Origin of the sequence: Qipengyuania vesicularis (assembly GCF_019711415.1) — a bacterium.
In the GTDB taxonomy this organism is placed as follows: domain Bacteria; phylum Pseudomonadota; class Alphaproteobacteria; order Sphingomonadales; family Sphingomonadaceae; genus Qipengyuania; species Qipengyuania vesicularis.
On sequence record NZ_JAIGNJ010000001.1, the window covers coordinates 245,275 to 266,476 of the forward strand.

Consider the following 21,202-nt stretch of genomic DNA (forward strand, 5'->3'; position numbering starts at 1 on the left):
TCGTTTCCTTAATTTGGTGCTATTGGTTGGCAAACGTCGCGCGCCCATAGCGGTAGGCGGGATAAAAGGGAAGAGTTTGGCATTTATCCCCTTGCAGCCGCGCTGCGACGATTTGTTACCCGAGATCCTATTGCCGAACGGCCGGTTACGCGACAATGCGAGCCGACGCCGATCACCAACTCGAACCGATTGGATAGCTGCACTTGATCAAGTTCGATTGGAAACCCACGCTCTTCACGGCCACCGCAGCTTGGGTCTCAACCGTAGGTCCTGTGGGTGCGCAGGAAATGGAGGAGGAAGAGGCAGCCGAGATGACAGCTCCGGCGGGGGTTACGCCCATACTGGAGGACGATGAGATCGTCGTCTTCGGCACGCGGCTCAAGGGCCAGCTCACGATCGATCAACCGCCGCTTGCCGAATATGACGAAGCGGATATCGCCGCGATCGGGGGTAGTTCGATCGCGGACATCATCGCCGCCATCGAACCATCGACCGGCAGTAGCGTGCGCGGTGGGCGCGGCGGCGGACGGCCCGTCTTTCTCATCAATGGCATTCGCGTCTCCAGCTGGCGCGAGTTTCGCAGCTACCCGCCCGAAAGCGTTGCCAAGGTCGAGGTCTTCCCAGAGGAAGTGGCGCAGCGTTTCGGATACTCGCCCGACCAGCGCGTGGTGAACATCGTCCTCAAGCCCAATTTCCAGAGCCTGACGGCGGAGGTCGAGTATGAAGGCCCGGCCGAAGGGGGCTATACGCGGACCGAACAGGAAGCGACCTGGCTTAGGAATGGCGAGCAGGGCAGGCTCAATTTCGACCTCGAGTTCGAGGATCGCAGCCTGCTGACCGAGGCCGAGCGCGGCCTGACGATTGGCAGTGATGACGGTGAAGCCGAATTCAGAAGCCTCCTGCCGGACACTTTCGGCTTTCAGGCGGAGGCGAATTACGCCCGGGCGATCATAGAGACCGGCACTTCGCTGGGGCTCAACGGGACATATGCCCGTAACGAGAGCCGCAGCCTGGCAGGATTGGCCACGGACGGTGCGTCTGTGCTCGAAAGGCGAGCTGAGAATGACAGCTATTCCGCCGGCCTTTCGGTCAACCAGCCGATCGGCGACTGGAGCGCGACTTTCACCAGCGACCTCAACCACACGGATTCGCTGAGCGAGATCGATCGCAACGACGCCAGCGGCTTCGATATTGCACGCAGCCGGACCTATACGGCGGTCAACAAGGCGACGTTGAACGGTTTCCCGATCGCCCTGCCTGCCGGCGAGGTGAGCTACACGCTCGACCTCGGCTTCGACTGGAAGCGAATAAACAGCGAGGATTCGCGCGCGACAGAGGACTTCTCCCTCACGCGCAGGCGGCTCAACGCAGGCGTGACGATCGCCGCGCCGATCTCGCGCCGCGGCGGGCCGCTTGGTGCGGTCGGCGATGTCACTTTGGTGGCATCGGGCGGGGTCGAGGACCTTTCCGATTTCGGCGCGCTGGCAAACTGGTCGCTGGGTGCCAACTGGTCGCCCACCAACAAGCTGAATGTCAGCGCGACCCGGATTTGGCGCGAGGTTGCTCCATCACTGACCAATCTTGGCAGCCCGCGTATCGACGAGTTCAACGCGACCGTGTTTGACTACCTGACCGGCCAGACTGTGCTTGCAACGCTGGTGACGGGCGGCAATCCCAACTTGCGGGCAGAAACGCAGGCCGACTGGAAATTCAGCGCTAACTGGGAAGTGCCGTTCTGGGAAAATGCGAGGCTCCAGGCGGATTATGGGATCAACCGCTCGCGAGACGTGACCGCTACCCCTTCGTTTAGCGCAGCTTTCGAAGAGGCTTTTACCAACCGCGTGACTCGCGATGCGGAGGGCGACCTCCTCGCCATCGATCGTCGGCCGCTGACGCTCTACCAAACCCGCAGCCGCATCCTCGCCTTCGGGCTCAATGCGCGGGGACAGATCGGCAAAGCGCCACCGCGGGCGGAAGGTGGTAGTGGGCGAGGCAGGGGAGGTGAAGGGAGCCGAGGTCCCGGCGGCTTCGATCCTGCACGAATGGAGCAGGCGCGTAAGGTCATCTGCGAAACCCGGGAGGGGGAGACGCCCGATCTCGCAAACCTGCCGGACATGGTTCGAGCGCGACTGATCGACGAGAACGGCAACCCTGATCCTGAAAAGATCGCAGCTGCCCGTGAGCGGTTCTGCGGAGAAGAAGGCACGCAGCGTAGTGAGAGATTTGCTGCCATGCGCGCAGCGGTTTGTGCCGATCCCCCGAAGCTTGAAGACCTTCCCGAAGCAATGCTGGCGCGCCTCAAGAGCGAGGACGGCGAGATCGATCCCGAGCGGCTCAAGGCTCTTCGTGAACGGATGTGCTCTGCAAGCGCGGAAAGCAATGCAGGTGGGCAGCCTCGTTCGAGGGGCGGAATGATGCGCATGCTGGGTGGGGGGAACCCCAATGATCGGCGACCGCGCTATTTCCTGTCGCTCAATCACACGATTACACTCGAGAACGAGGTGCTCCTGGCGCAAGACGGCCCGTTGTTCGACCAGCTTGATGGCTTCGTCCTCGGCGGTGGTACGATTCCCGATCAAAGCTCGACCCTCGAGGCCGGCATCTTCTGGCAGGGCTACGGTCTGAGGCTTTCAGGGCGCTACACCGGGGAAGCCGTGCTGCGAGGTGGGGACCAGCCCGGGGCGAGCGATCTCTTCTTCGGCGATCTGGCGACATTCGACGTCCGCTTGTTCGCCAATCTAGGGGAGATATTCGACAAGCAAGATGGCTGGCTGGACGGACTGCGAGTGTCGGTGCTGATGGACAATGTCTTCGATGCGCGCCGAAGGGTCGTCGACCAGAATGGCGATATTCCGGAGGCTTACGATCCGCTGCGGCTCGACCCGACGGGACGCTACCTCGGCATCGATATCAGGAAATCGTTCTAGACCTGCTTAATGAAGTGCGCGGCGGGGGAAGAACATCCTTGCCAGCCCGCGCGCCTCGAAACGCTTCCAGTCGCCTTCTTCCTGCGCGAGCCGGTCGGCCACAGCATAGACGACAGCCGGATTGACCCCGAGGCCGCAATGGCTGGCGACGACTTCGATATTCTCGCAGTCTTCGCGGTCGCCGCACTGGACCGAGCCGCGCCAATGCACGACGCCATCGGTGCGCGTCAGGATCGAGGTGGTCGGCACGGGAGGTGCTTCCGCGAGAGAACGGAAACTGCCGCCCTGCATCGGCTCGGGCTCCTTTCCGTTGAGGTATTCGAACAGGCGGGTCGCATTGGTGTGGCGACGGTCGTCGGTAATGGGCGAGCCCAGGCTGATCACGAGGCGCACCTTGTCGGGCGCCATCTTGGCCAATTCGCGTGCAAAAACGCCGCCCAGGCTCCAGCCGACTATGCTGATCGGACGCCCGGTACGATCGTGGAGTTCCTCCACGCAGGCCAGCATGGCATCGATCCGCGCATTGTCGACACGGACATTCCGGCCAAGTTTCCACCCTACCGCATCATAGCCAAGGTCGGAAAGCAGGCGACGCAGCGGACGGGTCGAATAATCGCTCGCCATGAAGCCCGGGAGCACAAGTACGCCGTGACCGTCGCCCCTTGGCAATCCCGACATGAGCGGGCGCAGCGCGTAGAAGCTGGCGAGTTCGCCCATCGCGCGGCCGGGTTCGGCCAGCATGAGGAGACGGCTCGGCGGGCGAGCTGCGGACGGATCGGTTGCGACTGTGGTCACGATTTGCTTGTTCCTTTCCCTTTCGGGGCAGCCGGTTTCTTCGAACGGCTGGCGACCCCTTTCGTGCCCGCCGCTCCCGTCTTCTTCTTCGGGGCGGCTTTTGCGGGCGTTTTCTTTTTGGGAGCAGCCCGCTTCTTAGCGGCGGGCTTGGTCGCACCCTTCTTAGGCGCTTGTGGTTTATTTTTGGTGGAGGCAGCGCCCTTATCCGCAGATTTCGCGGCTTCGCGCAACTCGTCGAAACTTGCCTGGATGCATTCTCTATAGAATTCGGGATCCGGCATCATCTCGCGATCGGCCGTAAATGCGATCGTCGCCTCGTCGGTATAGCTTTGCACCACATGGCCGAGGCCAAGCCCGTCGGTAAGACAAAGTAGCCCGAGCATGCTCTCCATCCGCGCTCCGGCCGAATAGATGGGCACAGGCGGTCCGGGGACGTTGGTCACTACGGTCGAGAAGATCGGGCCGACTCCACGATTGGCAAGGCTGAGGCGGCTGTAGAGCTGCGCGCCGAGAGCCATGAACAGGGCGGGGCTGGCCTTGCTCATCTCGGTCATGTTGCGAGCGCCGAGCGCGTCGGTCATCGCCTTGGAATTTTTGGTTCGGTCGTGGACCCATTCGAGCCGTTCGAGCGGATCGGCTATATGCGTGCCGAGCGGCGCGATCATCGCGGCGACCTGGTTGCCCATCGAATTCTTCTCGTCCTTCGAACGGACGGAAATCGGTGCCATCGCGGTGAGGGTCTTCTTGGGCAATTCGCCCTTATCTTCGAGATAGCGCCGCATGGCCCCGCCAACGATGGTCAGGAAGACGTCGTTGACCTTGGCCCCCTCGCTGGCCGTACGGATCGCCTTGATATCCGCCAGCGGAACGCTGACGCCCTCCACTACGCGGTGCGGTGATATCTTGCGATTGAACCGTGTCTTGGGGGCGATAATCTCGGTCGAGACGTCGAAATCCTTCGAAGCAAGGCCCTTCAACGCCTTGGCGAGGCCTGGCGCGGCCTTGGCGGCAACTTCAAGCTGCTTGAGCGGATTGGTGATCGCGTTGAAATAGCTCTTGCCGAGAAGCTCGACGGGATTGGGCAGCTTTTCGGGCTTCCAGGTGTCGGGTGCCTTCGGTGCAGGTTCGTCCGGCCGCAACGTATGCGTAGCTTCCATCAGGTCGATCCCGCTCATGCCGTCGATTGCGGCGTGATGGACCTTTGTAATGTAGGCGTAACAACCCCTCGGAAGGCCTTCGACGTTGTCGAGCCCTTCAACCACGGTGAACTCCCAGGGCGGGCGTTCGAGGTCGAGCGGGCGGGCAAAGATTCTCGCCGCCTGTATGCACAACTGTCGCCAATCACCGGGCTGGGGCAGGGCAACGTGCCGAACATGATATTCGAGATCGAAGTCGGGATCCTCGATCCAATAGGGGTAATCGAGGTCGAAAGGCACGCGCACGAGGCGCTGGCGCATGGTCGTTGAAAGCTGCAGGCGGCTTTCGATGAAGCCGAGGATGTCCTTGAACCTCACGAAGCCACCGGGCGCGGTCTCCGGATTGTAGATCAGGATCGAGCCGATATGCATCGGTGAATTGCGCGTTTCGAGCGCAACGAAGCTGGCATCCATGCCCTGGAGCTGCTGCATCCTGTTCCCCTTGCGACGGCCAGCTTTTCGCCGGTCCGTAAGCGCATGAGGCTAGCAGAGCCGCGAATCTCGTCAACTTGCCGCCCCGGTCAAGAACTGCCGTAGCAGTTACAACAGCTTAGAGCGCATCTCCTGCCGCCACACCGCTCGCCCAGGCCCATTGGAAGTTGTATCCGCCCAACCAGCCGGTCACATCGACCGCCTCACCGATAGCGAAGAGCCCGGGCACTTTCTTCGCTTCCATCGTCTTGGATGACAGTTCAGCGGTCGAAATTCCGCCAACAGTCACCTCGGCCTTCGCAAAGCCCTCGGTGCCTTTGGGGCTGAAGGTCCAGCGCTTGAGACGCTCTTGCGCCACGCGCAGCACCTTGTCACTGGCGTTGCCGAGCTCGGTTTCGACCCCAAGCTTCTCTGCCAGGATGCCGGCGAGCCTGTCGGGTAGCGCGTCACGCAGGACCGAGCGCAGTGTCGCGCGCGGCGTTTCCTGCTTGCGGGCAAGCAGCCAGTCGCCTGACTGGTCCGGCAGAAAGTCGATGGCGATCTGTTCGCCCGACTTCCAGTAAGAAGAAATCTGCAGGATCGAGGGGCCGGACAGGCCGCGATGCGTGAAAAGCGCTGCTTCGGGAAATCTGGCCTTGCCTGCACTGGCGACGACCGGTGCCGAAACGCCCGATATTTCGCGAAACAGCACTTCTTCGCCGCCCAGCGTCAGTGGGACGAGGGCGGGGCGGGGCTTGATGACCTTCAGGCCGAATTGGCGGGCGAGGTCATAGGCGAATCCGGTCGCGCCCATCTTTGGGATCGACGGCCCGCCGGTGGCAATTACGAGGTTTTCCGCCACAGCTATCTTGCCATTCGCCATAACGGCAAACCGCTCGCCATCATGCTCTACTGCAGACACATCGGCGTTGCACCGCACCTCGACATCGCCCTTCGCGCATTCCTCCAGCAGCATCGCCACGATCTGTTTCGAAGAGCCATCGCAGAACAGCTGGCCGAGCGTCTTCTCGTGCCAGGCAATGCCGTATTCCTCTACAAGATCGAGAAAATCGCGCGGTGTGTATCGCGCCAGCGCCGACTTCGCGAAATGCGGATTGCTCGACAGATAGTTTGCCGGACCCGCGCCGATATTGGTGAAGTTGCAGCGCCCGCCACCGGAGATCAGGACTTTCTTGCCCGGTTTCTCCGCCTTTTCCAGCACCAGCACGCGCTTGCCCCGCTGGCCTGCTCGCGCCGCGCACATGAGCCCTGCGGCACCCGCGCCGAGGATAATCGCGTCGAAACCTTCAGGCATGGCTCAGCCGGCAGCGGTCTCTGCTACGGGATCCCCGCGGCGGCGTGCGACAAAATAGAGCAGGGTCCCGACCACCAGCAGCACGCCGAACATCGACCATGCTTCCGCGCTCGCATGGCTGGAAATCCAGATAGAGGAGGCCAAGGCGAGGATGGCGACGATTGTACGGACAATGCTCGAGGCACCTTCGCGGCGCTCGATTACAGGGAGTGCGGCGGCGGTAATGACGTAGGTCAGCAGGCGTGAGAGCGTACTGGCGGCTGCAAGCACCAGGAACCCGCCCCACATTGCGCACAGGCAGGATGCCGCCCCGTAGAAGAGGATCGCATTGGCCGGCGTGAGGTAGCGCGGGTGGATACGTTCGAACCAGCTCGGCAGCATGCCTTGCTGCGCCATGCCATAGGCCATGCGCGGTACGACCACGACGCCTGAGAAACTGTTGGCGAGGATCGAGAATCCAGCCCCCAGCACGATCATGACCGCGCCGATATCGCCCAGCGCTGCTTGGGCGGAAGCTGCCAACGCACTCTCGTCTGCGGCTGGCGATGCGCCGATGGCGAGATAGGCCCATATGATCACCGCATAGAGCAAGGTCACGCCCGCCAGCACGGTAATGAGCACGCGTGGGAGATCGCGTTTGGGATCGCGCAATTCGCCGGCTGGGACCGTGACGCCTTCGAACCCGATGAAGGCATAGAACAGCAGCAGGATCACCGTTTCGACCTGGCTGAATTCGGGCAGCACGATCTCGGGCGACCCGTAGTTGCCGAAAAGTGCCGCGCCGATCAGGATCGCCAGAGGCACCAGCTTGAGCGCAGTCAGTCCCCCCAAAGCGTTCACCGAACCGCGCATGGAGAACAGGTTGATGATTGTGAGCGCCGCGATCACGACCACCGCCGTCACCGTGGCAAGCGTCGGGTCCTGCAAGGGCGGAAACAGCGCTGCGAAGTAGGCGACCATGACATGTGTATTGGCGGCCATCGCCACGGCGCCGGAAGCATAGCGACCCCAGCCAGCCTGGAAGCCGGCAAAGCTGCCGAAGGCTGTCTTGCCGTAAAGGACCGGGCCGCCGCTCATGTCGAAACGCGCAGCGAGCCAGGCGAAGACCAGCGCGAGCGGCAGGAACAGCACGCCGCCCAGCAGCATCAGCACAGGTGCAAAGCTGCCCACGCCGGCCGAAAGCACGGCGGGAAGCGCGAAAATGCCTGATCCGATCATCCCGTTGATCTGGAGCAGCGACATGCCGAAGAAGCCGACCGTGCGCGGCGGTGCGATTGTTTTTCCGTCCATCGTGCAGGGGATGGCGATATACGCGGCTTTGCACAAGCGCTGCGGTGTGACTATCTCCCTGCCCATGTCGCGCAGTAAGGCAGGTTCTCCCCACGATCCGAGAGGCAAGGAGCGTTTCCACGAGGAGCGCGCCACCAAGGTCGTGGCCAGCGCGCAGCCCGATCTCGAAACCGGGATCAAGGCGATCCGCGACACGGTAAAGACCTTGAAGCCGCGCCCCGGTGTCTACCGCATGCTCGATACGCGCGGGGACGTTCTTTACGTGGGCAAGGCGCGCAGCCTGAAGGCGCGTGTAGCGAATTACACGCAGGTGAAAAGTCTCTCAAACAGGCTCCAGCGCATGGTCAGCCAGTGCCGCGCGATGGAAATCGTGGTCACCAATTCGGAAGCCGAGGCGCTGCTGCTCGAGGCGCAGCTGATCAAGCGTTATCGCCCGCCGTTCAACGTGCTTCTGCGCGACGACAAGAGCTTCCCCTTCATCCTCCTGCGCGCCGATCACGCTTTCCCGCGCATCCAGAAACATCGCGGCGCGCGGAGGGCAAAAGGCAATTACTACGGACCCTTCGCTAGTGCCGGCTCAGTCAACAAGACGCTGAATGCGTTGCAGAAACTGTTCCTTCTGCGGTCCTGCACCGACAGCTTCTTCAACAATCGCGACCGGCCCTGCCTGCTTTACCAGATCAAGCGTTGCTCGGCCCCTTGCGTCGGCCGCATCGACGAGGCGGGCTACGATAGCCTTGTGCAGGAGGCGAAGGACTTCCTCTCGGGCAAGTCCGGCACGGTGCAGGCCAATATCGAACAGCAAATGGCGAAAGCCGCCGAGGGTCTCGACTTCGAGACCGCCGCTATCCTGCGCGACCGGCTGCGGGCGGCGACCTTTATCCAGGGCAGCCAGGCCATCAACGCGAGCGGTGTCGGCGATGCCGATGTCTTCGCGCTTGCTGCCAAAGGCGGTCAGATCGGCGTGCAGGCTTTTTTCATCCGCGGCGGGCAGAACTGGGGGCACAAGGCTTTCTTCCCCAAGAACACGGGCGATCTGGAGCATCCCGAGGTGCTGGCCGACGTCCTCCTACAGTTTTACGAGGAGGTCCCGCCGCCCAAGACCATCCTCGTCGATCGCGAACTGGCCGAACAGGAGCTGATCGCCGAGGCGCTGGCCGAGAAAGCCGGCCATGCGGTCGCCATTTCGATCCCGCAGCGCGGCGACCGGCGCAAGCTCATGCAGCAGGCGAGCCGCAATGCCACCGAGGCGCTGGAGCGGCGGCTGGCGGAGAGCGGCACCAAGGCGCAGCGCATGCGCGAGCTGGCGGAGTTTCTCGAACTCGACGAAGTGCCCCAGCGCATCGAGATTTACGACAACAGCCATATCCAGGGCGACAAAGCCCTGGGCGCGATGGTGGTCGCCAGCCCCGAAGGCTTCGAGAAGGGCCAGTACCGCAAGTTCAATATCAAGCAGGCCAAGACCAACGACGATTTCGGCATGATGCGTGAAGTCATGCAACGCCGCTTCCGCAAGCTCGCCGAAACCGAGCGCGACGACGATAGTACGCCCAAGGGAAAGGGCCACGAAGCGATCTGGCCCGACCTGTTGCTGATCGACGGCGGCAAGGGGCAGGTCTCCAGCGTCATGGCAGTGCTGGAGGACCTTGGGATTGCAGATCAGGTACCCGTCATCGGTATCGCCAAGGGCCCGCACCACGGGCGCGAGGGGCGCGAGGTGTTCCACTTCCCCGACGGGCGCGAGAAGACGCTGCCGGTCAATTCGCAGCTGCTGTTCTATCTCCAGACCCTGCGCGACGAAGTCCACCGCTTCGCCATCGGTGCCCACCGCGCCAAACGCAGCCGCGCCATCACCGCCTCACCACTCGACGAAATCCCCGGCATCGGCCCGGCAAGAAAACGCGCGCTGCTCCTCCATTTCGGCACCGCCGGCAAGGTAAGAGCTGCCGCACTGGACGACCTCAAACGCGCCCCCGGCATCAGCGAGGGCGTGGCGCAGCAGATTTACGATTTTTACCATGCGGGGGGTGACTGACCGAGCCGCGCCAGTGGCCCCCGTCATCGCTCTTGAGAAAAATCCGGTAAGATTTGATCCTCGTCAATGAAGAACCAAACTGCGGGCATTAGAGACGCATCTTATTCTCCAGCGGCATTTGCCGCCCGCGCCGGTGAGGAGAGATGCCATGCGCTCGATACTTCTGAATGCCTATGACGATGGGGATTTCGATAAACGCCTGGATGTGGCACTCGACCTGGCACGCTCCTTCGACAGCCATTTATCAATCGTCTCGGCCATGCCATTCGAGGCGGCTGGCGCAGTCGACCCTTACGGCGCTGCCTTCGCGGCACTCATTCCGGTCTGGCGAGAAGAGGCGGAAAGCTTCCAGGAACAGGTCGAGAAGGATCTCGCCAATGAGGATGTTCCTTGGGACTGGGAAAGCAGGCCCGGTCCCCCGGCCAGCGCACTTTTGCGCCGTTCCGCGCTCGCCGATCTCATTGTCCTTGGCTCGCGAGAGCCTCGAACCGGCGGCAAGGCGCCTTCCTTTACAGCGGGGGAATTGGCGGTATCCGCGTCTTGCCCGGTGCTGGTTCTGCCTGACGAGTGCGAGAGGATGGACCCCGACCGCCCGGCATTGGTAGCTTGGGACGGATCGGCAGAAGCTTCGCACGCCCTGCGAGCCGCCGTTCCGCTCCTGCAACATGTGAAGTCCGTTTTCCTCGCGACGATTCGATCCGACAAACCGTCCAAGAACGAGTATGACCTGCCACCTGTGAGCGGCGCGGATTATCTTGCAAGGCATGGTATTTCGAGCGAAATGGTCGAAATCGAAGCGGATGAAAAGGGAGTGGCGCATTCGCTGCTGAACGCTGCTTCTGCCCGCAACGTGGGCCTGATCGTCATGGGCGCCTATGGCCGCACCCGCCTGACTGAGTGGATTTTCGGCGGCGTAACGCGAGCGATGCTATCAGAGGTGCGAGTGCCTCTCCTGCTCAAACACTAGGCCCACAATCAGCCGCCAGATTCTCCAATCTGCCTGCCCTCGCCTGCGTGAAGCTCAACACTGGGGCCGAGAGATTGTTCGGTTGGCGCGGTTAGCTATCGCCACTATGGCTGGCGCTCCGTCTGGCCTTGCATGTCTGCTACAAGCGAAGCGCGTCGCGGGATCACGAGCGCCTGAAACCCTATTTCCCCTGCTTCCCGCCTGGCTTGCGTTTGCCGGCGAACTTCTTGCCGGTCGGCTTGGGGCCCTTCTTGAAGGGCGCTCCTGGCTTCTTGCTTCCTGCAGGTCCCTTGCGGGGGCCCTTGCCGAAAGGCTTGGGGCGGACGCGGGGGCCGTCGTGGGCACCGCTATGTCCACCGCGATCGCGGCGGTTCTGGCGGGCTTCGACGCGGGGGCCCTCGGGGGCTTCCTCGATGACGATCGCGTCCTGTTCGTCTTCGGCTGACGCCGTGCGCGCGACGGCGGCGGCGAACTTGGGGGCGATGGCGGTGGGCACCTGAAACCAGGTTTCGAACTGGCCGACGCGGATCGCGCCGATCTCGTTGCGGGTGATGTGGCCGCGGCGGCACAACAGGGGCAGGATCCAACGCGGCTCGGCATTCTGGCGGCGACCGACGCCGATCTTGAACCAGGCCACATCCTCGAAGCCGGGGCGGTGGCGATCGGCCTTGGCCTTGTCGCGCGCTTCGGGCGTGTTGGGCATGAGCTCTTCGGGCTCGGGCATCTTGGAGCGGTAGGACTGGACGAGCGCTGCGGCGATGTCCTCGGGCGACCGCTTGGCCATCAGTTCGTTGGCAAGATCGCGGTCGTATTCGTCGAAGTCGGTTTCTGCAGTGAGTAGGTCGATCAGGCGCGAGCGGTCGCGCTTGCGGATCATTTCGGGCGTGGGGGCATCCATCCACTCGGCCTCGATCCGCGCGCCGCGCAGCATGCCTTCGACCCGGCGGCGGCGGTTGAACGGGACGATGATCGCGGCGGTGCCTTTCTTGCCAGCGCGTCCCGTCCGGCCCGAGCGGTGCTGAAGCGTCTCCGCATCGCGCGGCACCTCGACATGGATCACGAGGCTGAGCGTGGGCAGGTCGATCCCGCGAGCGGCGACATCGGTGGCAACGCAAACGCGTGCGCGGCGGTCACGCAGCGCCTGGAGCGCCTGGTTGCGTTCGCTCTGCGAATGCTCGCCCGACAATGCGACGACGCCGAAGCCGCGCTCCTGCAGGGTGGCGTGGAAGCGGCGGACATTGTCACGCGTGGCGCAGAACAGGATCGCCGTTTCAGCCTCGTGGAAGCGCAGGAGGTTGACGACCGCATTCTCGATCTCGGCAGGCGAAACGGTGATTGCCTTGTAGCTGATATCGCCATGGCCGCGATCCTCGCCAACGAGGCTGAGGCGCAGGGCGTCCTGCTGATAGCGTTCGGCCAAACGCACGATCGGGCGCGGCATGGTGGCGGAGAAGAGGAGTGTGCGGCGCGTTTCAGGTGTCGCGTCGAGGATTTCCTCCAGGTCTTCGCGGAAACCCATGTCCAGCATCTCGTCCGCTTCATCGAGCACCACGCCAAGCAGGCCCGACAGGTCGAGCGCGCCGCGTTCGAGATGATCGCGCAGGCGGCCGGGCGTGCCGACGACGATGGCAGGACCTGCCCGCAGCGCGCGGCGTTCCTTGCTTGCGTCCATCCCACCAACACAGGTGGCAATTCGCAGTCCAGCCTTGGCATAGAGCCAGCCGAGCTCGCGGCTCACCTGCAAAGCGAGTTCGCGTGTCGGCGCGATTACCAGCATCAGCGGAGCTTCGGTAAGCGTCAGGTTCGCAGTCTCGGCCAGCAGCGCGTCGGCCATGACGAGGCCGAAAGCGACTGTCTTGCCCGAACCGGTCTGCGCCGAAACGATGAGGTCGCGCCCTTGCGCTTCGTCTTCAATAACGGCGGCCTGGACGGGTGTGAGATCGGTATAGCCGCGCTCGGTCATCGCTTCGCCGATCATCGGCGGGAGGGTTTCGAAAGGCATCTTGGCTCGCAATACAGATGCGCCGCGACAAGTTAGGCCGCGGGCGGGAAACAGGGCATGGGTGAAGCCGCTCGTTCCGGCGGCGAGATGGTCGCTCGGGCCGGACAACGGCTCCCATACGACCTTGGTTGGCCGCGCCCCTACACGAGAGAAGAGCGTTTGGCTTGTGTTATTTTTGCAAGGCTAGTCGCGCTTGGCTTTGCGCACGACACCTTCCTGGGCGACGCTCGCGACAAGCTGGCCAGCGCGGTTGAAAATCCGACCGCGATTGAAGCCGCGCCCCGCGCCCGACCACGGGCTGTCTGTGGCATAGAGGAGCCATTCGTCTGCGCTTGCCGGGCGATGGAACCAGATAGCGTGGTCCAGGCTGGCGCCTTTCAGCTCGCCGCGCGCCCAGCTGAGGCCGTGGGGAAGGGCGCTGGTGCCCAGCAAGGTGAAATCGCTGGCATAGGCGATCACGGCGCGGTGCAAGGCAGGATCGTCAGGCAGCGGTGCGGCCGCCTTGAACCAGCTGTGCGCGTGCGGCGGTTTCTTGTCCGCATTCATCCAGTGCAGCTTGCCGCTGGTGCGCATCTCGATCGGGCGAGGCCGAAGCATCAGCGTGCGCTGCACTTCCGAGACATCACCCATCTCCGCGATGAACTTTTCGCGCATCTCCATGTCTGAGGGAAGGTCCTCGGGTGCGGGCACGTCGGGCATGGGGCTATCGTCATGCTCGAGCCCTTCCTCGGGTTTCTGGAAACTGGCGGTGAGATTGAGGATCGGCGTGCCCTCTTGTCGCGCCACCACCCGCCGGTTGGCGAAGCTGCGCCCGTCGAAGTCCGATGCGACCGAATAGTCGATGTCGACGCCTTCGCGCCCGCCGCGCAGGAAATAGGCGTGAAGCGAGTGCGCCTCCATGCCCTCGGGCGCGCTGGCCTGTGCGGACTGGAGGGCCTGTGCGATCACCTGGCCTCCGAACACACGCCCGATGCCACCGGGCTGCTGATTGCCGGTGAAAGCGTTTTCGCCAGCCGGGGCGACGGTCAGCAGGCGAACGAGGCCTGCAACGAGTTGTTCGGGGGTCTTGGTATTGCTCACGCTCCCGGCTCTGCGTTCGCTTTACGGGAGGGTCAAGAAAAAGGCGGCGACACCGTAGTGCCGCCGCCTCTCTTCACGTTCAGGTGATCGGTAAAATCAGCCAGCCGCAAGCGCTGCAAGAAGCAGCAATGCAACGATGTTGGTGATCTTGATCATCGGGTTCACGGCCGGGCCCGCGGTGTCCTTGTAGGGATCGCCCACGGTGTCGCCGGTCACGGCAGCCTTGTGGGCTTCCGAGCCCTTGCCGCCGTGATTGCCGTCTTCGATGTACTTCTTCGCATTATCCCATGCACCGCCACCTGCGGTCATGGACAGAGCGACGAAGATACCACCGATGATCACGCCGAGCAGCAGTGCGCCCACGGCTGCGAATGCGTTCTCCTGACCTGCAAGCAGATCGATCGCGAAGTAGACCACGATCGGGGCAAGCAACGGCAGCATCGAAGGAATGATCATTTCCTTGATGGCGGCCTTTGTCACGAGGTCGACCGTCTTGGCGTAATTCGGCTTGGACGTACCAGCCATGATGCCGGCGTCTGCAGCGAACTGTTCGCGAACGTCGACAACCACGTCACCGGCAGCGCGGCCCACGGCGGTCATGCCCATCGCACCAAAGAGGTACGGGAGCAGTGCGCCCAAGAGCAGGCCGACGATGACATAGGGGTTCTCGAGGCTGAAATTCACGTCAGCATCAGGGAACAGCTTTGCCAGATCGGTGGTGTAGGCCGCGAAGAGCACCAACGCGCCGAGGCCTGCCGAACCGATTGCATAACCCTTGGTCACGGCCTTGGTCGTGTTGCCCACGGCGTCGAGCATGTCGGTCTTTTCACGAACGCTGTCGTCGAGACCGGCCATTTCGGCGATACCGCCTGCATTATCCGTAACCGGACCGTATGCATCGAGCGCCACGACCATGCCTGCCAGAGCCAGCATGGCTGTCGCCGCGTAAGCGATACCCATCAGGCCAGCGAGCTGGAAGGTGGCGATGATGCCGGCAACGATGACGATGGTCGGCAGTGCGGTCGATTCAAGGCTGATGGCGAGACCCTGGATCACGTTCGTGCCGTGGCCCGTTTCCGAGCTCTTGGCGATCGAGCGCACCGGACGATAGTTCGTGCCGGTATAGTATTCGGTGATCCAGATGATCAGGCCGGTGATCGCAAGACCGATCAGCGAGCAGTAGAATAACATGCGTCCGCTGAACTCGGTACCCTGGATCTGCGTCGTCATGCTGCCAAGAGCATATTCCATGACCAGCCAGATCAACGGGATGGCGAGGATCGCAGAGACCAGGAAGCCCTTGTACATGGCGCCCATCACGTTCGTGCTGCCCTTGCCGAGCTTCACGAAGTAGGTGCCGACGATGCTGGTCACGATGCACGCGCCGCCAATCAGCAGCGGGAGCGCCATCATGGGCATCAGCAAATCGCCGAGGAGGTCGCCGAACAGCAGTGCGGTCAGAACCATAGTTGCACCGACGGTGACGACATAGGTTTCGAACAGGTCGGCAGCCATACCGGCACAGTCGCCGACGTTGTCGCCCACGTTGTCCGCAATCACAGCCGGGTTGCGCGGATCGTCTTCGGGAATACCAGCCTCGACCTTCCCGACGAGGTCGGCGCCGACGTCGGCAGCCTTGGTGAAGATACCGCCGCCAAGACGCGCGAAGATCGAGATCAGCGATGCACCGAAGGCAAGGCCGACAAGGCCGTAGACCACTTCATCGCTGTCAGCAGCGAAATTGGCGACACTGGTCAGGTACCAGAAGAACACCGCCATCGAGAGCAGGGCGAGGCCCGCCACGAGCATACCGGTGATGGCACCCGCGCGGAAGGCGAGGGTCAGTCCCTGCTGCAAGCCGCTTTGCGCAGCCGCAGCGGTACGCACGTTCGAGCGCACCGAAATGTTCATCCCGATGAAGCCTGCCACGCCCGACAGCACTGCGCCAATGACGAAACCGATGGCCGGAAACAGACCAAGGAACACGAACACCAGCACGGCGACGACGACGCCGACCATGCCGATAGTGGTGTACTGACGCTTCAGATAGGCCTGCGCGCCTTCTTGAATGGCGCCGGCGATTTCCTGCATTTTCTCATTGCCTGCGCCCGAATTGAGCACCTGGCGGCTGGTTACGAAGCCGTAGATAACGGCCAGCAGTCCCAACCCTATGGATAGGATTACAAGGTCCACGAAAAACTCCCCTCCCGTTTATGTGATATGCGACCCGGCGTGGGAGACGCCGACGCATTGTGGGCGAGGGGTATAAAGGGCAGGAGAGTGCTGACAAGGGGGCAAAGGCGCAGGTTTCCGCGCTTTTCTCCACAAGCCGAGAAATATTAGTGCGTGTAGCCCAGATCGCCTTGGGGAACTGAGCCGTCGAGCAGCACCGGATGGTCCGTCTGGGCGTGAACTTCTCCGATGCAGGTCACGTCGAATTCGCGGTCCAGACCGGCAGGGCCAGTGGCGAGCAGGACGTAATCGTCCCCCCAGCGCATCGCATCGGTGAGGCGATTCTCCGGGGCGAGTGGGGCCACAGCTTCGGACGAGATTGCAAGCGTCGCTCCGCTTGCCTTGCCAATCCTCGAGGCGTCGAGGAGCAGTCCGTCGGACACGTCCATCATCGCTGTTACGTGGGGCGCCAGTTGCCTGCCCAGCTCCAACTGCGGGATCGGTCGACGATAGGCGGTGTCGTCAGCCTCTGTATCGTCTCGCAGGGCCTCGAAGCCAAGCATGGCCTGGCCTATGGGCCCGCCAAGGTAGACCTTGTCGCCCGGTTTCGCTCCAGCCCGAGAGGGCACGGGCGTATGGCTGGCGCGTCCGATGGCGGTGCAGCCCCAGCTTCTCGCTCCGTCGCCGCGCACAGTATCGCCACCGAGCAGTGGCACGTTGAAGGTATCCAGCACCTCCCTGAGACCTGTCACGAACCGATGGTCATCGGTGCCGAGCATGTGCGAGAGCAGCACGCCCACCGGCATTGCGCCCTTTGCAGCAAGGTCCGACAAGTTCACCGCGACAAGCTTCCACGCGATGTCGGCCGGGTCCTGCCCTTCGAGGACATGGACGCCCTCGACCAGCGTGTCATGGGTCAGGACAAGTGTTTCGTCGCCGATTTCGAGAACGGCAGCATCGTCTTCGAGGCCCCGCGCTCCGGAGTTGGTGGCCAGCGCTCGAAGCGCTGCGACGAATTCGCTCTCGTTCAGCGCCCGATTTCCTTGGCGACCGCGTCGAGGATCCCGTTCACGAACTTCGCCTCACGATCATCGAAGAATGCCTTCGCCACATCGACATATTCGCTGATCGCGGCAGCCTTGGGCACGTCGTTGCGCGCGATCAGTTCGTAAGTCCCTGCACGCAGGATCTGCAGCATGGTCTTATCGAGGCGGGCGAGGGTCCAGCCCTCGGCAAGGCGAGCGGTCAGGAGATCGTCGATCTCGCTGCGGCGGGCTTCTACGCCCATGACGACATCGTCGAAGAAGTCGACGTCCGCCTCGGCATATTCCTCTTCCTCGATGACCTTGCCGAGGCGGTGCTGGTGGAATTCATTGAGCAGCTTGGCTGTCGCAGTGCCTTCCATCTGCTGCTGGTAGAGCGCCTGCACCGCACCAAGGCGCGCGGCGCTGCGGGACTGCGAACGGGGGTTGTGGCTCACGAAAGCCTCCTGGAAATGGAAAGGGCGTGCGCCGGGAGGCCTTCTGCCTCTGCAAGACGCACGGCGGCTGGACCGATCGCTTTCAGAGCATCTTCGGACGCTCCGATGAAGCTGGTCCGCTTCATGAAATCGAGCACCGACAGCCCGCTCGCGAAGCGAGCACGGCGGCCGGTGGGAAGAACGTGGTTCGGCCCCGCGATGTAGTCGCCGACGGCTTCTGGCGTCATGCGCCCGAGGAACACGCTGCCTGCATGGCGGAGCTTGTTGAACAGCGCCTCGGAATCGGCGGTCGCGATCTCGACGTGTTCGGCAGCGAGCCGGTCCGACAGGGCGGGGGCCTCGTCGAGACTGTCGACAAGGATCACGAGGCCATGATCGTCCCAGCTCGCCTTGGCCGTCTTGGCCGTGGGCAGTTTCAGGAACTCGAGGTCGATCGCGTCCATCACCTGGTTGGCGAGGCCGCGGTCGTCGGTAATCAGGATCGACTGGCTGGTCGGGTCATGCTCAGCCTGGCTCAGCAGATCGGCGGCGAGCCATTCGGGATCATTGTCCTTGTCGGCAATGACCAGGATTTCGCTCGGCCCCGCGACCATGTCGATGCCGACTACACCGTAGAGCTGGCGCTTGGCTTCCGCGACCCAGGCATTGCCGGGGCCTGTTACGACATCGACGCGCTTGATGCGCTCCGTGCCATAGGCCAGCGCGGCTACGGCCTGCGCGCCTCCGACGCGGTAGATTTCGTCCACTCCGGCGACGTGCGCGGCGGCGAGCACGAGGTCGTTCGCTTCGCCCCTGGGTGTGGGCGTGGTGACGACCAGTCGCTCGACCCCGGCAACCTTGGCGGGAATGGCGTTCATTAACAGGGAAGACGGATAAGCCGCGCGGCCACCGGGGACGTAGAGGCCTGCCGCGTCGACCGCGCTCCAGCGTGCGCCCAGACGCATGCCAATGCTGTCGGTATAGTCGCGATCTTCAGGCAGTTGGCCCTCGTGATAGGCGCGAATGCGGGTGGCAGCCGTTTCGAGCGCCTCGCGCAAATCCGCATCGAGGCTGTCATAGGCGGCCTTGCATGCTTCTTTGGAAATCGACCAGTCGTCGTCGCTCGAGAGATTATGCTGGTCGAAACGGGTAGTGTATTCGACCAGCGCCTTGTCGCCGCGCTCGCGAACCTCGTTGAGGATGGTCGCGACATCGCGCCCGACCTGCGCATCGCTTTCACGGCGGTCGCGCACGATCTTGGCAAATTTCGTCTCGAAATCGGCATCGCTGGTCTTGAGCAGCTGCATCAGGCGGCGCTCCGCTCTGCGCTGTCTGCGCGAAACGCCTCGACCAGCTCGGCCACGCGTGGATCGGTCTTCAGCGCCGCACGGTTGACGATTAGCCGGGCGGTGATGTCCATGATGTGACCCGTTTCGACAAGGCCATTGTCCTTGAGTGTCTGGCCGCTGGAGACAAGGTCGACGATGCGGCCAGCGAGGCCCAGCTCTGGCGCAATTTCCATCGCGCCGTTGAGCTTCACGCACTCGGCCTGGATGCCCTGCCGCTCGAAATGGCGGCGGGTGAGATTTGGGTACTTGGTCGCCACGCGCAGGTGGCTCGCGCCGTTGGTTGCGCTCGCACCCTTCGGTTCGGCGACGGCAAGGTGGCAGTGGCCGATGTCGAGGTCGACCGGCGCGTAGAGTTCGGCGTAATCGAACTCCTCGATCACGTCCGAGCCGACAATGCCGAGCTGCGCGGCGCCATGGGCGACGAAGGTCGCCACGTCGAAGGCGCGCACGCGGATAAGCCGCATGTCCTCGCGCGTGGTGCCGAAGGTGAGCGAGCGGTTCGCCTTGTCGTGAAACGCGTCTTCGGGCACGACGCCCGCACGCGCCATGACGGGCAGCGCCTCGTCGAGGATGCGCCCCTTGGGAATGGCAAATGTGAGTGAGCCTGTCATTGCGAGGCGGCAGATAGGGACACGAGCGAAAAAGGGCAACGGATATGGCGGCAGGTAGCGTGATGGATATCGTATCCGTGGCCGAAGCTATCGAATGGCAGGCACAACATGCGGAAAATGCAGGCGCACCGGGCACAGCGATGGTAGTGCGCGCGCTGCTGGCTCTGCAGGACAGCCAAGCGGCGACGGCGCGGCGCATCTTCTCATGGCAGGGATTGAGCCTGCGCGATGCCATGCCGCTGCGGATCGCTGGCGGGATCCACAACCTCTTGCTGACCGGAGACGAGCCGCGACTGGAAGACATCTACGCTGGGCGCGTGGCGTCGCAGGACGAGGCGGATCGGCTCGTGCTCGAGCTGGTGGAGCGCCACGATACGCGGCTCTTGCCATGGCTGGACGGGCCGCCGCAGACCAATGAGGCCGGACGGTCGGCGAGCTTTGCGGCCGGATTGCTCTGGCTAGCGGAGGGACGGGTAGCGCCGCGTTTCGAATGGCTCGAGATCGGAGCGAGTGCGGGGATCAACACGATGATGCCGCGCTATCGCTATGACCTTGGCGGCGTGCATGTTGGACCGCAGGGCAGCCCGATGCAGATTACGCCTGAATGGCGCGGCGCTCCTCCGCCAAACGCCGAATTCGCCTTTATCGATGCGAGGGGCAGCGACATCGGGCCGGTCGACCTGACCCAGCGCGAGGAAGCCCTGCGGCTGAAGAGCTATGTCTGGCCCGAGGCGACCGGCCGGATGGCGCGGATCGATGCAGCGATCGCACTCGCCAAGGACAGCCCGCCGCAGATCGAGCCGATGGATGCCGGAGACTGGGTATCGAAGGAACTCGCGAGGCCGCAGGAAGACGGTGCAACGCGGGTTCTCGCCCACTCGATCATGTGGCAATACCTCCCGGACGCGACACAGGATCACATCGAAGAGGCCATGCAGCGAGCGGGCGCATCAGCTACCGAGAGCCGGCCCTTTGCGCATATCTCGCTCGAGACCAATCGCGAGACCTTCGCGCACGAGCTGAAGGTCCGCTACTGGCCGGGCGGAGAGGAAGCCGCGCACCTCGCCAATGCCCACCCGCATGGCGCATGGGTCGAGTGGCTCGGCAGCTGAGCCCTATTTGTAGACGTGGATGACCTCGCGGCACCTGTCTGCCTTGATGCCGGAACCTACGAGATCGCAAATTCCCTGCGAATGGGCGCTGGCAGCGCGATACCGCACGTATAGCTGGGTGCCCTGCTTCTGGGGATTAAGGATATAGGCCCGGCTCTCCTTCGCCGCATCCATCAGCATGGGCATGGCAGCGGTCTCGATGTCGGCAAACTGCCGGTTGTCGAGCACCATCGTCAAAACTGTGCCCGACTGAAAATCGGCGCAAGCAAAGGCAACGCCGCGCAGAGTAACGTAGACCTGCACGCCCTTGCAGGTCATTCGCTCGTGACCTGCCGGCAGCGGTCCTTGTTGCAGGTTCATGCCGGGGTTCGGCGCGGGCGTCGAGCGCTGGCGCAGCTGCGCCTGTTGGGCGTTGGCAACGCTCATGCCGCCCAAAGCAATGGTCGCGGCGGCCAGAGCGCCGATGGCGATCTTTTTCATG

At 63.1% G+C, this 21,202-nt stretch carries 16 protein-coding genes; 4 read left to right on the top strand and 12 right to left on the bottom strand.

Translation table 11 applies throughout. From position 1 onward, the window contains the following. Nucleotides 1-203: 203 nt before the first annotated feature. On the top strand, nt 204-2,927 hold the full coding sequence (locus K3146_RS01235; protein ID WP_221544395.1) for a TonB-dependent receptor: 2,724 nt from the start codon (nt 204-206) through the stop codon (nt 2,925-2,927). A 6-nt stretch (nt 2,928-2,933) separates the two neighbouring features. On the opposite strand, the gene K3146_RS01240 is transcribed toward K3146_RS01235, so the two are convergent. The 4 genes from K3146_RS01240 to K3146_RS01255 form a co-directional block, all read right to left on the bottom strand. Continuing rightward, nucleotides 2,934-3,722: an esterase/lipase family protein gene (locus tag K3146_RS01240; RefSeq protein ID WP_345723477.1), complete on the bottom strand. Its 789-nt coding sequence runs from the start codon at nt 3,720-3,722 to the stop codon at nt 2,934-2,936. Next, a complete protein-coding gene (locus K3146_RS01245) occupies nt 3,719-5,350 on the bottom strand; it encodes a wax ester/triacylglycerol synthase family O-acyltransferase (RefSeq protein ID WP_247710975.1) in 1,632 nt (543 codons plus the stop codon). The genes K3146_RS01240 and K3146_RS01245 overlap by 4 nt, the downstream gene beginning before the upstream one ends. Before the next feature lie 118 nt (nt 5,351-5,468). Then, complete coding sequence (locus K3146_RS01250) at nt 5,469-6,644, bottom strand: BaiN/RdsA family NAD(P)/FAD-dependent oxidoreductase (RefSeq protein ID WP_221544396.1); 1,176 nt, start codon at nt 6,642-6,644, stop codon at nt 5,469-5,471. A 3-nt stretch (nt 6,645-6,647) separates the two neighbouring features. Further along, nucleotides 6,648-7,886, bottom strand: coding sequence for an APC family permease (locus K3146_RS01255; RefSeq protein WP_247710976.1), 1,239 nt, complete (start codon nt 7,884-7,886; stop codon nt 6,648-6,650). Nucleotides 7,887-7,998: 112 nt separating this feature from the next. On the opposite strand from K3146_RS01255, the gene uvrC reads away from it, so the two are divergent. Continuing rightward, entirely contained in the window at nt 7,999-9,969 is a 1,971-nt protein-coding gene (uvrC, locus tag K3146_RS01260) for an excinuclease ABC subunit UvrC (protein WP_221545183.1), read from the top strand. A 148-nt stretch (nt 9,970-10,117) separates the two neighbouring features. After that, nucleotides 10,118-10,936: a universal stress protein gene (locus K3146_RS01265; RefSeq protein ID WP_221544398.1), complete on the top strand. Its 819-nt coding sequence runs from the start codon at nt 10,118-10,120 to the stop codon at nt 10,934-10,936. A gap of 181 nt (nt 10,937-11,117) precedes the next feature. On the opposite strand, the gene K3146_RS01270 is transcribed toward K3146_RS01265, so the two are convergent. The 7 genes from K3146_RS01270 to hisG all read right to left on the bottom strand — a co-directional run bounded on the left by K3146_RS01270 (nt 11,118) and on the right by hisG (nt 19,609). Continuing rightward, entirely contained in the window at nt 11,118-12,938 is a 1,821-nt protein-coding gene (locus K3146_RS01270) for a DEAD/DEAH box helicase (RefSeq protein WP_221544399.1), read from the bottom strand. A gap of 183 nt (nt 12,939-13,121) precedes the next feature. Beyond that, complete coding sequence (locus K3146_RS01275; protein WP_221544400.1) at nt 13,122-14,018, bottom strand: acyl-CoA thioesterase; 897 nt, start codon at nt 14,016-14,018, stop codon at nt 13,122-13,124. Nucleotides 14,019-14,114: 96 nt separating this feature from the next. Then, a complete protein-coding gene (locus K3146_RS01280) occupies nt 14,115-16,211 on the bottom strand; it encodes a sodium-translocating pyrophosphatase (RefSeq protein ID WP_221544401.1) in 2,097 nt (698 codons plus the stop codon). Nucleotides 16,212-16,357: 146 nt separating this feature from the next. Continuing rightward, entirely contained in the window at nt 16,358-17,221 is an 864-nt protein-coding gene (gene thiL, locus K3146_RS01285; protein ID WP_221545184.1) for a thiamine-phosphate kinase, read from the bottom strand. Beyond that, a complete protein-coding gene (nusB, locus tag K3146_RS01290) occupies nt 17,218-17,670 on the bottom strand; it encodes a transcription antitermination factor NusB (protein WP_221544402.1) in 453 nt (150 codons plus the stop codon). The genes thiL and nusB overlap by 4 nt, the downstream gene beginning before the upstream one ends. Next, on the bottom strand, nt 17,667-18,956 hold the full coding sequence (gene hisD, locus K3146_RS01295) for a histidinol dehydrogenase (RefSeq protein ID WP_221544403.1): 1,290 nt from the start codon (nt 18,954-18,956) through the stop codon (nt 17,667-17,669). Before hisD ends, nusB begins: the two co-directional genes overlap by 4 nt. After that, entirely contained in the window at nt 18,956-19,609 is a 654-nt protein-coding gene (hisG, locus tag K3146_RS01300) for an ATP phosphoribosyltransferase (protein ID WP_221544404.1), read from the bottom strand. The genes hisD and hisG overlap by 1 nt, the downstream gene beginning before the upstream one ends. A 44-nt stretch (nt 19,610-19,653) precedes the next feature. On the opposite strand from hisG, the gene K3146_RS01305 reads away from it, so the two are divergent. Further along, nucleotides 19,654-20,721 carry a DUF2332 domain-containing protein gene (locus K3146_RS01305; RefSeq protein WP_221544405.1) on the top strand — a complete coding sequence of 356 codons (1,068 nt, stop codon included), beginning with the start codon at nt 19,654-19,656 and terminating at the stop codon, nt 20,719-20,721. Between the two features lie 3 nt (nt 20,722-20,724). Here K3146_RS01305 and K3146_RS01310 read toward each other — a convergent pair whose 3' ends face one another. Then, the gene (locus K3146_RS01310) at nt 20,725-21,201 is read right to left on the bottom strand and encodes a hypothetical protein (RefSeq protein WP_221544406.1); all 477 of its coding nucleotides are present in this window, start codon (nt 21,199-21,201) and stop codon (nt 20,725-20,727) included. Nucleotide 21,202 lies beyond the last annotated feature (1 nt).